Consider the following 14320-nt stretch of genomic DNA (forward strand, 5'->3'; position numbering starts at 1 on the left):
GAGACAGGGTATGGCCGGTCAGAACCGGCCATACCGCTCACGACACCACGGATGGCCGGTCAGGACTTGTGGTCGGTCTTGTCCGAAGACTCAGCCGGTTCGGGCTCCTCCGGCTTGTCGAAGCTCTCCGGCAGGCGCTTGAGGTGCTTCGTCATCGACCGCACCAGGAACGCGACGGCGATGAGGAACAGGATCAGCACCAGCAGCCCGACCGGTGACGACTTCCCGAAGTCCTCGCCCTGCCCGCCCTTGTCGGTGCCCGGCTGCTGCTGGGTGAACACCAGCGCGGCCGAGGTCAGCGGCAGGACGGCGAAGGACGGCAACGCGGCACTCATGTGCCCACCTTCTCCCTGATTCCGGCGAACAGATCATCCTCCGGCAGCGTGCTGTCCACCAGTGAGCGGACCAGCTCGTACTCCTCGGTCGGCCAGGTCTCGCGCTGGATGTCACGCGGGACGGCGAACCAGCGGCTCTTCGGGTCGATCTGCGTGGCGTGCGCCTTGAGCGCCTCGTCACGCGCCTCGAAGAAGTCGGCGCATTCGACGCGGGTGGTCACGCGCTCCATGACGTCGGACTTGTCCGGATCCCACTTCTCCAGCCACTCGGCGTACGGCGACTCGATGCCCGCCTCGATCAGCGCCTCGTGGAAGGCGAGCATCCTGGCCCGCGAGAAGCCGTGGATGTAGTAGAGCTTCAGCGGCTGCCACGGGTCGCCGGCGTCGGGGAACCGGTCCGGCTCGGCGGCGGCGTCGAACGCGGCCATCGAGATCTCGTGGGTGCGGATGTGGTCGGGGTGCGGATAGCCGCCGTTCTCGTCATAGGTGAGGATGACGTGCGGGCGGAACTCGCGGATCGCGCGGACCAGCGCCTCGGTGGACTCCTCGAGCGGCACGACCGCGAACGAGCCCTCCGGGACCGGGGGCAGCGGGTCGCCCTCCGGCAGGCCGGAGTCGACGAACCCGAGCCACTTGTGCTGCACGCCGAGGATCTTGGCGGCGCGCGCCATCTCCTCGCGGCGGATCTCGGTCATGTTGGCGAGCACTTCCGGCCGGTCCATCGCCGGGTTGAGCACGCTGCCCGCCTCGCCGCCGGTGGCGGTCACCACGAGCACCTCGTGCCCCTCGGCGGCGTACTTCGCCATGGTGGCGGCGCCCTTGCTCGACTCGTCGTCCGGGTGTGCGTGCACGGCCATCAGGCGCAACTTCAGCTCAGTTCCCACCACGGCGCAAACGACCCCTTCTCCTCAGGTATTCCTGGACCCCCAGCGGGCGCCCGCCCGGCCCCGCGCGGATACTCGGGGCAGACGTTTCAGCTCCATTGTCCTCATCAGTACGACAACTTCGATCGGAGGCCCTGGTTGGGCGCCGAAACAGCCGTCCCGGCCCGGCCCGAAGGCCGCTACGGACCCACGCGCGGCGCGCGGCGGCAGCGCCCGTGGGGACGCTGGCTGTTCGGGGTCGTCGCGGTGGCGGTCAGCATGGGTGTGGCCTATGTCGCTTACGCGAACCTCGGCACGGCACCGATCGAAGCCCAGCGGGTCGGTTTCTCGATCAAACCGGACAACGCGATCGAAATCGTCATGGATGTCACACGAGACGAGCCCGGCAGGCCAGGCGTGTGCATCGTGCGCGCCCGCGACCTGAGCGGGGCGGAGAACGGGCGAAGGGAGATCCTCGTTCCAGCCGGCGGCGGGACCATGCGCCTGAGTACCGTCATCCGGAGTACCGGGGAGCCGGTCACGGCGGATATTTTCGGCTGCTCATACGACGTACCACGCTACCTGTCAACCTCATAGCGGCCAACGGGGTGAAACGCGCGCTCAACGCCTGAGAACAGGCCAATGGAGCGGCGTCGGACAGTCGCGTCGTGTTATCCTGATCTACCGGCACGGCCCACGACGGGCCGTGTTTTTCCTTTATCTCAGCCACGCGTGCAAGCCATGCGCGCGTGGAGGCCGGCTTGTATACCCAAGCCTGGCAGGCCCAACGAGGAGATGGTGACCGTGAGCGACACCAAGGTGACCTGGCTGACTCAGGATGCCTACAACAGGCTCAAGCACGAGCTCGACGAGCTCATCGAGCAACGTCCGGTCATCGCAGCGAAGATCAATGACAGCCGGGAAGAGGGCGACCTCAAGGAGAACGGTGGCTACCACGCCGCCCGCGAGGAGCAGGGCCAGCACGAGGCCCGGATCCGCCACCTCCAGGAACTCCTCCGTGCGGCCAAGGTGGGCGAAGCGCCCGCCAACGACGGCACCGCCGAGCCCGGCAAGATCCTGACCGTCCGCTACGAAGGTGACGACGAAGACGAGCAGTTCCTGCTCGCCACCCGCGAAGAGGGAGCTCAGGGCGAGCTGGACGTCTACTCGCCCGAGTCGCCGCTCGGCAAGGCGCTGCACGGCGCCAAAGAGGGTGAGACCCGCGAATACGCCCTGCCCAATGGGAGCCTGCAGAAGGTGACCCTGGTCAAGGCGGTGCCCTACACCGGTAACTGATCCGGTAACCCAACACCTGCGATGCCCGGCCATGGTTTTCCATGGCCGGGCTTGCATGTGCGGGGTGGGTTTGGCCCAGGCCGAAAGTAGAGCCGACCGTGCATGTGTATGGCTAATCTGCTGCTGTGAACCTTCCGATCTGCGCTACTTGCGGGATGCAGTACGCCGCGCCGCGGGCCGACTGCCCCATCTGTGAAGACGACCGTCAGTGGGTGCCCGAGTCCGGGCAGCAGTGGACCGATCTCGAGACGCTCCGCGCCGGCGAGTACCGGGTCCGCGCCGAAGAAGAGGGCGAAGGCGTGATCGGCCTCGGCGCCGAGCCGCGGTTCGCGATCGGCGAGCGAGCGCTGGTGGTCAAGGCCGAGGGCGGCAACTTCCTCTGGGACTGCTTCGCCTACCTCGACGACGAGGTGGTCGCCAAGGTGACCGAACTCGGCGGCATCACCGGGATCGCGATCAGCCACCCGCACTACTACACGACGATGGTCGAATGGGCGCACGCCTTCGACGTGCCCGTCTACCTGCACGAGAACGACCGGCAGTGGATCGGCAGGCCCGATCCGTCGCTCGAGCTGTGGAGCGGGAGCAAGCTCGACGTCGCGCCGGGGCTGACGCTGCTCAACCTCGGCGTGCACTTCGCGGGCGGGACGGTCATGCACTGGGATCGCGGCGCGCTGTTCAGCGGTGACATCGTGCAGGTCATCCCCGACCGTTCGCACGTCGGGTTCATGTACAGCTACCCGAACTACATCCCGGAGCGGCCGGAGATCGTCCGGCACGCCGCCGAGCTGCTGGAACCGTACGAGTACGAGCAGATCTACGGTGCCTGGTGGGGCGCGGTCGTGCGCTCGGACGGGGCCGCGATCGTGCAGAAGTCGGCACGCCGCTACCTCAAGCACGTCCTCTGACAGCCAGGGGTCGTGAGTGGCACGGCCGGTTCTAACCGGTCATACCACTCACGAGTCCCTGGCTGTGCGCTCGAGCAGGGGGCGGACGCGGGGTGGGACAGGCGTCGAGAGCGCGATGGACGTCGACGTGCGGAGCACGTCGGGCACGCTGACCACCTCGTCGATCACGCGCTGGAGGTCGTCGTGGGTGCGGGCGACCATGCGGACGAAGAGGTCGCCCTGGCCCGTGGTCGCGTGGACTTCGCAGACCTCGTCGATCGCCGACAACGCCGCGGACACCTCCGAGCGGCGGCCTTGGGCTATCTCGAGCACCGCGAACGCGGTGAGGCCGTAGCCCATCGCGGCGAGGTCGAGGTCGGGCGGGAAACCGGTGAGGATGCCTCGTGCGGTCAATCTGTCGAGGCGGGCTTGGATGGTTCCGCGTGCGACGCCGAGCCTGCGCGCACATTCGAGCACGCCCAAGCGGGGCGAGTCGGTCAGCAGCAGGAGAAGGCGTGCGTCGAGCGCGTCCAGTTCGGGCATACACAGATTGTCCACTATGACAGCGTTTCCCCCAACCATACTGCGCAGATTGTCCAGCGAAATCGACGGCCATTGCCCATCTTGACCGGTGGTCTCATCCTTCGGGTATGACGCACACACTCGAACCCGCCAGTGAAAGCGCCGCCGTTCTCGACGACGTCAGCTACGACCAGCTGCGTCAGCTCGTCGGACTGGTCGATCACGACGAGTCGCGTGACCCCTTCCCCGTCAAGGCGATGGACGCGGTCGTGTTCGTCGCGGGCAACGCCACCCAGACCGCGTGGTTCTACCAGGTCGCGTTCGGCATGCAGCTCGTCGCGTACTCCGGCCCCGAGACCGGCCACTACGACCGCAAGTCGTACGTGCTGAAGTCCGGCTCCGCGCGCTTCGTGATCAGCGGCGGCGTGCGTCCCGACTCCCCGCTGCTCGACCACCACCGCCGTCACGGCGACGGTGTCACCGACCTGGCGCTCGAGGTGGCCGACGTCGACAAGTGCGTCGAGCACGCCCGCTCGCAGGGCGCGACCATCCTCGAAGAGCCGCACGACGTTTCCGACGAGCACGGCACCGTCCGCATGGCCGCGATCGCCACCTACGGCGAGACGCGCCACTCGCTGATCGACCGGTCGCGCTACACCGGCGTCTACCTGCCCGGCTACGAGCCACGCGAGAGCGCCGTCCAGCGCGCCGAGAGTGCGCCGAAGCGGCTGTTCCAGGCCATCGACCACTGCGTCGGCAACGTCGAACTCGGCAAGATGGACTACTGGGTCGACTGGTACCACCGTGTCATGGGCTTCGTGAACATGGCGGAGTTCGTCGGCGACGACATCGCCACCGACTACTCCGCGCTGATGAGCAAGGTCGTCTCCAACGGCAACCACCGCGTCAAGTTCCCGCTCAACGAGCCCGCGATCGCGAAGAAGAAGTCGCAGATCGACGAGTACCTCGAGTTCTACGGCGGCGCGGGCTGCCAGCACATCGCGCTGGCCACCAACGACATCATCGCCACGGTCAACGCCATGCGCGCGGCGGGCATCGAGTTCTTGGAGACGCCCGACTCCTACTACGACGACCCGGAACTCCGCGCCCGCATCGGCGAGGTCCGCGTCCCGATCGAGGTGCTCAAGGAGCACCGGATCCTCGTCGACCGCGACGAAGACGGCTACCTGCTGCAGATCTTCACGAAGCCGATCGGCGACCGGCCGACGGTGTTCTACGAAATGATCGAGCGCCACGGCTCGCTCGGCTTCGGCAAGGGCAACTTCAAGGCGCTCTTCCAGGCCATCGAGCGCGAGCAGGAGCGTCGCGGGAACCTCTAAACCACGGTGTAACCCGCGGCCTGGAGCGCACGCGCGACTTCTTCGCAGTGCTCCGGGCCGCGGGTTTCCAACGCGAGCGAGATATCCACCTCGCCGATCGCGAGCGCACCGGAAATCCGGGAGTGCTCGACATCGATCACGTTGACGCCCATGGAACTCACGCGCGACAACACCGCGACCAGTGACCCCGGCCGGTCCGGCACACGCAAGCGGAGCTTGAGATAACGTCCGCCGTCCGTCATGCCGCGTTGGATGATCTGCAGCAGCAGCAACGGATCCACGTTCCCGCCGGACAGGATCGCCACGATCGGCGGCGTGAACGCGCCAGGGTGTTGCATCAGCGCGGCGACGACGGCAGCGCCAGCCGGTTCGACGACCAGTTTGCGGCGCTCCAGGCACAACAGCACCGCGCGGGACAAGGATTCCTCGGTCACCGTGACGACTTCGTCGACCAGGTCGGCGACGTGGGCGTAGCTGACCTTGCCGGGTTCGCCGACCGCGATGCCGTCGGCCATGGTGTGCATTTCCTTGAGCCGTATCGGTTTTCCCGCCGCCAACGACGCCGGATAGGCCGCGGCGTCCTGCGCCTGGACGCCGACCACGCGCACTCCGGGGCGGGTCGCCTTGACGGCAGCCGCGACGCCGCCGACCAGACCGCCGCCGCCGGTCGCGACCAGGATGGTCTCGACCTCGGGGACCTGCTCGAGGATCTCCAGGCCGACCGTGCCCTGCCCGGCGATGATGTCCTCGTGGTCGAAGGGGTGGATGAAGACCGCGCCGGTGCGCTCGCCGAACGCGATGGCCTCGGCGAGCGTCTCCTCCAGCACCGCGCCGTGCAGGTGGACGTCGGCGCCGTAGCCCTTGGTCGCGGCCAGTTTCGGCAGCGGCGCGCGCTCCGGCATGAAGACCGTCGACTTGGCTCCGAGCAAGGAAGACGCCAGCGCGACGCCCTGCGCGTGGTTGCCAGCGCTCGCCGCGACGACGCCGCGCGCACGTTCCTCTTCGGACAGACCGTGGATGCGGGTGTACGCGCCCCTGATCTTGAACGAGCCGGTGCGCTGGAGGTTTTCGCACTTCAGGTACACCGGGCCACCGTGCAGGCTCCGCAGGTCGCTGGCGTGTTCCATCGGCGTTCTACGGGTCACTCCCTCGAGCAGCTTCCTGGCCTGAAGGATCTGCTCGATGCTCACCAGTCGCATGGGGCGGATCATGCCATTTCACAGGCTCCTCACATAACAAGGAAGTGAGGTCCGGGTATCCTTGGCTACGGCAACGATCGGTGATCCGGGAGTGACAATGGCACGGGGGAACGAAACGGGCGTACTGCGCCGGCTGCGCGCGACCCGTTCGGCCAGTGTCGTTCCCCTGGTCGCGGCGGTCGCCTCGGCGATCGCGCTGACCGGCGCCGCGGTGTACACCGTCGATCACGCGACCTGCGGGGTTCCGGCCCAGTACATCCGCCACGACAGCCACGTCGAGCTGGTCGGCGGCTGCGTCGACGGCTCCGAGATCGACGCGCCCGCGCACCCCGCGCCGCTCGAGGACGCGTCCGGCAACTACAGCCGGTAGACAGCACGAAGGCCCCCTTGCGCGAAAGCGAAAGGGGGCCTTCGTATGTCAGGTCTAGCCCAGCGCGGCGCGCAGATCCGCGACCAGGTCGCGGCCGTCCTCGATGCCGACCGAGAGGCGCAGCAGGTTCGACGGGACCTCCAGCGTGGAGCCTTCGGTGCTGGCGTGCGTCATCTTGCCGGGGTGCTCGATCAGCGACTCGATGCCGCCGAGCGACTCGGCGAGGATGAACAGCTTCGTGCGCGCGGCGACGTCCAGCGCGGCCTGCTCACCGTCGACGTGGGTGAACGAGACCATGCCACCGAAGCGGCGCATCTGCTTGGCGGCGATCTCGTGCCCGGCGTGGTCGGTCAGTCCCGGGTAGTAGACGGTCGAGACCTTCGGGTGCGCGGCCAGCATCTCGACGACGCGCTCGGCGTTGTCGCTGTGCCGGTCCATGCGCAGCGCCAGCGTCTTCATGCCGCGCAGGGTGAGCCACGCGTCGAACGGGCCCGGCACGGCGCCCGCGGCGTTGCGGATGAAGAACAGCTCCTCGTGCAGCTCGTCCTCGTTGGTCACCACGGCGCCGCCGACGACGTCGGAGTGCCCGCCGATGTACTTGGTGGTCGAGTGCAGCACGATGTCCGCGCCCAGCGCGAGCGGGTTCTGCAGGTAGGGCGTGGCGAAGGTGTTGTCGATGACCAGCCGCGCGCCCGCGCTGTGCGCGATACCGCCGAGCGCGGCGATGTCGGCGATGCCGAGCATCGGGTTGCTGGGCGTCTCACACCAGATCAGCTTGGTCTCCGGCCGGATCGCGGCCCTGACCTCGTCGATCTTGGACAGGTCCGCGACCGTGTGCTCGATGCCCCACAGGCCCAGCACCTTGTCGATCAGCCGGAACGTGCCGCCGTACGCGTCGTTGCCGAGCACCAGGTGGTCGCCGGGACGCAGCACGGTGCGCAGCACGGCGTCGGTCGCGGCCATGCCGGACGCGAACGCGAGGGTGTGGCGTGCGCCTTCGAGCGCGGCCAACGCGTCTTCGAGCGCGGTACGGGTCGGGTTCGCGGTACGCGAGTACTCGTAGCCGCCCTCGCGCAGCCCGCCGACACCGTCCTGGGCGTACGTCGAAGTCTGGTAAATCGGCACGATCACCGCGCCCGTCCTCGGATCGGGCGCCTGACCGGCATGGATGGCGCGCGTCTCGAAACCGAGCGCCGAAAAGTCATCGACCATACGGACCAGCGTACGGCCCGTGGCGCTCGATCCCGACAGGTGGGATGGCTACCAAGGGCGCGGGTTCTCCGGGTAGTGGGGCGGCTGCTGGAGCGAATAGCCGGGCACGCCGTACGGCGGAGGAGGGAAGACCGGCCGCGGTGCCAGCCAGCGCGCGGTCGAGCTCAGCGAGGCGAGCACGACCGTGGCGACGGCGGGCAGCGCGGCGATCAGCATGACGAAGGCCGCCGGCATGATCCCGTGCGCGTAGACGCCGACCGCGCCGAAGACGATCGCGGTCGCGTACACCGCGATCGCCAGCGAGGCGCCGATGATCACGTTGAGCCGCCCTGCCGGTTTGCGCAGGAAGATCATGATCCCGCCGCCGATCAGCAGCCCGGCGAGTATCGGGTTCACGCCGACCGAGATGACGATGGACATGACGCTGACGAAGCTGCCGAGGTTCACCGCGCCCGCGACGGCGCCGACCAGGTGCACGAGGCCACCGAGGATGGCCAGCACGGCCGCGGTGATCGCGGTGCCGCCGCCAGGGCTCGGCGCGGGCGGCTGCTGGTGCGGGTACTGCGGTCCGGGGTACTGCTGGCCCGGGTACTGCTGATAGGTCATTTCCCGCTCACCACTGTCCCGGCGGATAACCGCCCTGCTGCGGCGGCGGTCCCTGCTGCGGGTAACCCTGCTGCGGATACCCCGGCTGTTGCGGATATCCCTGCTGCGGGTAACCCGGGTGCGGCGGATAACCGGGCGGCCGGCCGTATCCCGGCGGCATCGGCGGACGGCGCTTCAGCGCGGACATCGCCTTGGCGTACGCCGCCGTGCTCGGCAGCACCCCGAAGATCGCCGCCAGTATCCCGACGACCAGGCCGAAGCCGTACGCGGAGTTCGCCGGACCGCGGCCGGTGAAGATCCCTTCCAGGTACAGGCCGTACGGGAAGTCATAGAACACGGGCTTGAGCAGTACCACGAGCTCCCAGACCGCCACGCCGCCCATGATCAGGAACGCGCCCGGCGCGCGGTAGGTGGCCAGCATGATCACCCCGGTCAGCGCCGCGCCCGTGCAGATCAGCTCGGCGAACCACAGCGCGATGGCGCTGCCGGGCATCACCGACAGGTCCTCGATCGAGCCGATCACCGCGGAGCCCGCCAGCAGTACGAAAAATCCCGCGGCGATGCACGCCAGCGTGTGTGTCGCCGCGCCTGGCGGTTTGCCTTGCGGCGCCCCGTACTGCTGCGGCGGATACGGATATCCCATGCCTCCCCCTCCGGTTGATCACCAGCCCTGGGGATTGTATGCCGGGGGCTGTCCGTAGCCCCCGGGCGCGGAGGGCCGGTAGCGGAGGTACTTGAACGTCGGCGGCAGCACGGCGAGCAGCAGCACGATCGGCGCGCCGATCACGGCGACCGCGCGGACGATCTCGTCGATGCCGTTGAAGCTGAACACCGCCTTGAAGTAGTCGCCGACGGTGAGGTGCAGGGTGGCTTCCAGCGTGATCGCGGCGATGGCGAGCAGCGCGCCGAGGATGAGCAGGATGGCGCCGGCGAACGCGCGGAAGAACGCCATCAGCGAGCCGAGCAGCAGGCAGAACGCCGCGGTGAGCGCGACGCCGAGGTAGACGAGCGCCCTGGTGTCCAGGTCACCGATGCTGAAGCCGGACGGCAGTGAGATGAAGAGCTGGATGGGCACGTACGCGACGACACCCGCGACGAGCAGGCCGGCCAGTCCCGCCAGTACGGCAGTCGCCCCGCTCGGGCGGCGTTGCGGCGCGGGCTGGCCGTAGGCCGGGCCCTGCTGCTGCGCGTAACCATAGGGACCTGTCACAACTCCCCCAACTGGCGGCGAAAAGACGGTGAGCGCCCACCCTAACCCTCACAACGCCCGCCGGAAGAGGGAAAACCTCATCACAGCGAAAAAGTGATGCCCCGGTCGCGAGGCGACCGGGGCATCACTTTCGGTGATCAACTCACCACTGCTGAGGCGGCTGCCCGAACTGGCCGGGCTGCTGCGGCTGCTGGCCGGGCTGCCCGTACTGACCGGGCTGGCCCTGCTGGCCGAACTGACCAGGCTGACCGGGCTGACCCGGCTGCTGCTGGGGCTGGCCGTACGGCTGCTGCCCGAACTGACCGGGCTGCTGGCCCGGCTGGCCGAACTGGCCGGGCTGCTGCTGGGGCTGCCCGTACTGCGGCTGCTGGAACCCGCCGCTGGCCGGGTTGTGTCCGCCAGGCTGGCCGAAGCCGCCACTGGGCGGGTTGAACCCACCCGGCTGGCCGAACTGCTGCTGAGGCGGCTGGCCGAACTGGCCCGGCTGCCCGAAGCCACCGCTCGGCGGACCGCCGAAGCCACCCGGGGCGCCACCGAGCGCCGAACCGGAGCCGATACCGACGAACTGCTGCGTGGCCGGGATGAGCCCGAGCGCGCCGACCGCGCCGATCAGCAGGCCGAAGATCAGGGTCATCACGACCCTGGTCACGTCACCGAGGTCGGCGAGGAAGATGATCGAGAACAGCAGCAAGACGCCAGCACTGCCGACGATCACCCAGCTCGCAAGCTTGTTCTTCAGGAAGAGAAGCACGCCGCCGCCAATTGCCGCGAGCGAACCCAGCGTCAGCACGATCACGTAGAGCCACGCACGGCCACTACCTCCGCCGTCACACTTGCTCGCACTGACTCCGGCACGCTCGCTCATCGCCTTGCATGCCTCAACCGCCTGGTCACTGGGCGATTCAGGGATGTCACCCATCACCGTGAACATCAGGATCGCGCCGATCAGGCCCAGCAGCGCGACGACACCGGCGGCGATCATGCCGAACAGCGCGTTCTGGCCGCCCGCGGCGCCACCCGGAGGCGGACCGAAACCGGGAGGCGGACCGCCGAAGCCCTGCTGCGGCTGGCCGAAACCACCCTGGCCCTGCGACGGGTCGAAGCCCTGCTGCTGCGGCGGCGGGAAACCCTGCTGCTGGCCGCCGAAGGCGCCGGGGTTCTGCCCGTAGCCTCCGTAAGCGCCTGCCGACGGGTTGTCCGCGGCGCTCGGCGGCGGGGCGTAGGGAATCGCGGCAGGCGGCTGCGAGCCGGGCGGGACCAGCTGGGTCGACTCGCCGGGAGCGTCACCGCCACCGCCGACCGGGTTCACCATCTGCGTCGCGTTGGGGTCACCGACCGGGTTCACCACCTGGGTGGCGCCCGCGTCGCCCGGACGCTGCGGCTGGACCACCTGGGTCGGCTCCGGGCTGTCGCCGAACGTGCCGCCTCCCTGGGGCTGGCCCGGCTGCACGACCTGGGTCGGCTCCGGCGAACCGAAGGGATTGTCTTGCTGCGGCTGGGGACCACTCGGCGGGCCCTGCTGTGGCTGGCCGCCACCCCAAGGCTGGTTCGGTGGCTGCGGAGCACTCATGTGGGACTTCCCCCTTGACGAGGACCTGAAAGTTCTGCTCGCCGGACACGCTAGTGCATGCCGAGGTAGGGCGCTGGTAACGCCCCACCCCGGTCCCGCGATCTGATCAGGTTAACGACCTGCGAGGAAGCCCAGCAGGTCGTGCCTGGTGACCACACCGGCCGGCTTGCCGTCGATGAGCACCAGCGCGCCGTCGGCGCCCGAGAGCGCCTTCATCGCGGAGCTCACCTGCTCACCGGCGCCGATGGTCGGCAGCGGCGGCGACATGTGCTTGTCCAGCCGGTCGGCGAGCTGCGCCTTGCCGGTGAACAGCGCGTCGAGCAGGTCACGCTCGTTGACCGCGCCGACCACCTCTGCCGCCATGACCGGCGGCTCCGCGCTGACGACGGGCATCTGGCTGACGCCGAACTCCGACAGGATCGCCACCGCTTCGGCGACGGTCTCGTTCGGGTGACTGTGCACGAGGCTGGGCAGGCTGCCGCTCTTCTTGGTCAGCACGTCGCCGACGGTGGCGCCGGAGGATTCCGGCGGGAGGAAGCCGTAGGACGACATCCAGTCGTCGTTGAACACCTTGGTGAGGTAGCCGCGGCCGCCGTCGGGCAGCAGCACGACGATGACGTCGTCGGGGCCGCAGCGCTCGGCGAGCTTCAGCGCGGCGGCGACGGCCATCCCGCACGAGCCGCCTACGAGCAGGCCCTCTTCGAGCGCGAGGCGGCGGGTGATGTCGAACGAGTCGGCGTCGGAGACGGCGATGATCTCGTCGGCGACACCGCGGTCGTAGGTCTCCGGCCAGAAGTCCTCGCCGACGCCCTCGACCAGGTACGGGCGGCCGGTGCCACCCGAGTAGACCGAGCCCTCGGGGTCGGCGCCGATGACCTTGACGCGGCCCTCGCTGGCCTCTTTGAGGTAGCGGCCGGTGCCGGAGATGGTGCCGCCGGTGCCGACGCCCGCGACGAAGTGCGTGATCTTGCCCTCGGTCTGCGTCCAGAGCTCGGGACCGGTCGAGTGGTAGTGGCTCGCCGGGTTCTCCGGGTTGGCGTACTGGTTCGGCTTCCACGCGCCCTCGATCTCGCGCACGAGCCGGTCGGACACGTTGTAGTACGAGTCGGGGTGCTCCGGCGCGACCGCGGTCGGGCAGACGACCACGCGGGCGCCGTACGCCTTGAGCACGTTGCGCTTGTCCTCGCTGACCTTGTCAGGGCAGACGAACACGCACTTGTACCCCTTGCGCTGGGCGACCATGGCCAGCCCGACGCCGGTGTTGCCCGAGGTCGGCTCGACGATCGTGCCGCCGGGCTTCAGCTCACCGGAGCGCTCGGCCGCCTCGATCATGCGCAGCGCGATGCGGTCCTTGACGCTGCCGCCGGGGTTGACGTACTCGACCTTCGCGAGCACCAGGGGCTGTAGCCCTTCGGTGAGCGCGTTCAGCTTGACCAGCGGGGTGTTGCCCACGAGATCGGCAATATGCTCGACGTAATCCACGCGGACAGCCTACGTGCGGAGGCCGGACATCGCGTGTGAGACGGCTTCCTTTGACCCGCGCGCCGGGGTGGACGAGTATGAGGTGAGCAACCGCTTAGCACGAAGGAGTGTTCTGCCATGCCCGAAGCCGTCATCGTCGCCACCGCGCGGTCCCCGATCGGGCGGGCCGGTAAGGGCTCACTGGTCGGCATGCGACCGGACGACCTCACCGTGCAGATGGTGCGGGCAGCGCTGGCCAAGGTGCCGCAGCTCGACCCCGCCGCGATCGAAGACCTCATGCTCGGCTGTGGCCTGCCCGGCGGCGAATCCGGGTTCAACATGGGCCGCGCGGTCGCCGTCGAACTCGGCTACGACCACCTGCCGGGCTGCACCGTCACCCGCTACTGCTCGTCGAGCCTGCAGACCACCAGGATGGCGCTGCACGCGATCAAGGCAGGCGAGGGCGACGTGTTCATCTCCGCCGGCGTCGAGACCGTCTCACGGTTCGCCAAGGGCAGCTCGGACTCGTGGCCGGACACGCACAACCCGCTGTTCGCCGACGCCGAGGCACGCACCAAGGCGACCGCCGAGACCGGCGCCGACAGCTGGACCGACCCGCGCGAGAACGGGCAGCTGCCCGACGTCTACATCGCGATGGGCCAGACCGCGGAGAACCTGGCGCGGCTGAAGAACGTCTCGCGCGAGGAGATGGACGAGTTCGGTGTCCGCTCGCAGAACCTGGCGGAGAAGGCCATCGCGGACGGGTTCTGGGCCAAGGACATCACGCCGGTGACGCTGCCCGACGGCACGGTCCTGTCGAAGGACGACGGGCCGCGCGCGGGTGTCACGCTCGAAGGCGTTTCCGGGCTGAAGCCGGTGTTCCGCCCCGACGGCCGGATCACCGCGGGCAACTGCTGCGCGCTGAACGACGGCGCGGCGGCGCTGGTCGTCATGTCGGACGTGAAAGCGAAGGAGCTGGGCATCACGCCGCTGGCGCGTGTCGTGTCCACCGGCGTTTCCGGGCTGTCGCCGGAGATCATGGGCTACGGGCCGGTCGAAGCGTCCAAGCGCGCGCTGGAACGCGCGGGCCTGGGTATCGGTGACATCGACCTGGTCGAGATCAACGAGGCGTTCGCGGCACAGGTCATCCCGTCGTACAAGGATCTCGGGATCGACATCGACCGGCTGAACGTCAACGGCGGCGCGATCGCGGTCGGCCACCCGTTCGGCATGACCGGCGCGCGGATCACGTCCACGCTGATCAACTCGTTGCAGCACCACGACAAGCAGTTCGGTCTGGAGACCATGTGCGTCGGCGGTGGCCAGGGCATGGCCATGGTCATCGAGCGCTTGAGCTAGTAAAAGCTCGTGCGCGTCGCGGGCGGTTGGAACCCCCCCCCGCGCGCCCGAGCCCCTTTGGAGGGGATAGCGGTGGGGGGGGGCGCCCCG

General features: G+C 68.8%; 16 protein-coding genes. 6 read left to right on the forward strand and 10 right to left on the reverse strand.

What is annotated here, in order from left to right:
- Positions 1–59: 59 nt before the first annotated feature.
- Complete coding sequence (locus tag ACFV15_RS45020) at positions 60–335, reverse strand: hypothetical protein (protein ID WP_378359231.1); 276 nt, start codon at positions 333–335, stop codon at positions 60–62.
- A complete protein-coding gene (gene mca, locus ACFV15_RS45025) occupies positions 332–1192 on the reverse strand; it encodes a mycothiol conjugate amidase Mca (RefSeq protein ID WP_378359256.1) in 861 nt (286 codons plus the stop codon). The genes ACFV15_RS45020 and mca overlap by 4 nt, the downstream gene beginning before the upstream one ends.
- A gap of 165 nt (positions 1193–1357) precedes the next feature.
- Here mca and ACFV15_RS45030 point away from each other — a divergent pair, with 165 nt between their 5' ends.
- The 3 genes from ACFV15_RS45030 to ACFV15_RS45040 all read left to right on the forward strand — a co-directional run bounded on the left by ACFV15_RS45030 (position 1358) and on the right by ACFV15_RS45040 (position 3402).
- Positions 1358–1795 carry a DUF4307 domain-containing protein gene (locus ACFV15_RS45030; RefSeq protein WP_378359233.1) on the forward strand — a complete coding sequence of 146 codons (438 nt, stop codon included), beginning with the start codon at positions 1358–1360 and terminating at the stop codon, positions 1793–1795.
- Positions 1796–1993: 198 nt separating this feature from the next.
- A complete protein-coding gene (gene greA, locus ACFV15_RS45035; protein ID WP_378359235.1) occupies positions 1994–2494 on the forward strand; it encodes a transcription elongation factor GreA in 501 nt (166 codons plus the stop codon).
- Positions 2495–2649: 155 nt separating this feature from the next.
- Positions 2650–3402 (forward strand): MBL fold metallo-hydrolase, encoded by a 753-nt coding sequence (locus tag ACFV15_RS45040; RefSeq protein WP_378359258.1) that lies wholly within the window; start codon positions 2650–2652, stop codon positions 3400–3402.
- A 48-nt stretch (positions 3403–3450) separates the two neighbouring features.
- On the opposite strand, the gene ACFV15_RS45045 is transcribed toward ACFV15_RS45040, so the two are convergent.
- Positions 3451–3924 (reverse strand): Lrp/AsnC family transcriptional regulator, encoded by a 474-nt coding sequence (locus ACFV15_RS45045; protein WP_378359237.1) that lies wholly within the window; start codon positions 3922–3924, stop codon positions 3451–3453.
- A 107-nt stretch (positions 3925–4031) separates the two neighbouring features.
- Between ACFV15_RS45045 and hppD the strand changes: the two genes are divergently transcribed.
- Complete coding sequence (hppD, locus tag ACFV15_RS45050; RefSeq protein ID WP_378359239.1) at positions 4032–5243, forward strand: 4-hydroxyphenylpyruvate dioxygenase; 1212 nt, start codon at positions 4032–4034, stop codon at positions 5241–5243.
- Here the strand turns inward: hppD and ilvA are convergent.
- Positions 5240–6442 (reverse strand): threonine ammonia-lyase, encoded by a 1203-nt coding sequence (gene ilvA, locus ACFV15_RS45055; protein ID WP_378359240.1) that lies wholly within the window; start codon positions 6440–6442, stop codon positions 5240–5242. The genes hppD and ilvA overlap by 4 nt on opposite strands.
- A 97-nt stretch (positions 6443–6539) precedes the next feature.
- On the opposite strand from ilvA, the gene ACFV15_RS45060 reads away from it, so the two are divergent.
- Positions 6540–6812 (forward strand): hypothetical protein, encoded by a 273-nt coding sequence (locus ACFV15_RS45060; protein ID WP_378359242.1) that lies wholly within the window; start codon positions 6540–6542, stop codon positions 6810–6812.
- Positions 6813–6866: 54 nt separating this feature from the next.
- Here ACFV15_RS45060 and ACFV15_RS45065 read toward each other — a convergent pair whose 3' ends face one another.
- From ACFV15_RS45065 to ACFV15_RS45090, 6 genes are all read right to left on the reverse strand, one after another.
- On the reverse strand, positions 6867–8024 hold the full coding sequence (locus ACFV15_RS45065) for a cystathionine gamma-synthase (protein ID WP_378359244.1): 1158 nt from the start codon (positions 8022–8024) through the stop codon (positions 6867–6869).
- Positions 8025–8072: 48 nt separating this feature from the next.
- A complete protein-coding gene (locus ACFV15_RS45070) occupies positions 8073–8630 on the reverse strand; it encodes a hypothetical protein (protein WP_378359246.1) in 558 nt (185 codons plus the stop codon).
- A 7-nt stretch (positions 8631–8637) separates the two neighbouring features.
- A complete protein-coding gene (locus ACFV15_RS45075; protein WP_378359248.1) occupies positions 8638–9273 on the reverse strand; it encodes a hypothetical protein in 636 nt (211 codons plus the stop codon).
- An 18-nt stretch (positions 9274–9291) separates the two neighbouring features.
- Positions 9292–9840, reverse strand: a complete 549-nt coding sequence (locus tag ACFV15_RS45080; RefSeq protein ID WP_378359249.1) for a hypothetical protein — start codon at positions 9838–9840, stop codon at positions 9292–9294.
- A 142-nt stretch (positions 9841–9982) separates the two neighbouring features.
- Positions 9983–11410, reverse strand: coding sequence for a hypothetical protein (locus ACFV15_RS45085; protein WP_378359250.1), 1428 nt, complete (start codon positions 11408–11410; stop codon positions 9983–9985).
- Positions 11411–11521: 111 nt separating this feature from the next.
- The gene (locus ACFV15_RS45090) at positions 11522–12892 is read right to left on the reverse strand and encodes a cystathionine beta-synthase (RefSeq protein ID WP_378359252.1); all 1371 of its coding nucleotides are present in this window, start codon (positions 12890–12892) and stop codon (positions 11522–11524) included.
- Between the two features lie 117 nt (positions 12893–13009).
- Between ACFV15_RS45090 and ACFV15_RS45095 the strand changes: the two genes are divergently transcribed.
- Positions 13010–14230: an acetyl-CoA C-acetyltransferase gene (locus ACFV15_RS45095; RefSeq protein WP_378359254.1), complete on the forward strand. Its 1221-nt coding sequence runs from the start codon at positions 13010–13012 to the stop codon at positions 14228–14230.
- Positions 14231–14320: the final 90 nt, after the last annotated feature.

The organism is Amycolatopsis sp. NPDC059657 (assembly GCF_042734395.1).
Classification (GTDB): domain Bacteria; phylum Actinomycetota; class Actinomycetes; order Mycobacteriales; family Pseudonocardiaceae; genus Amycolatopsis.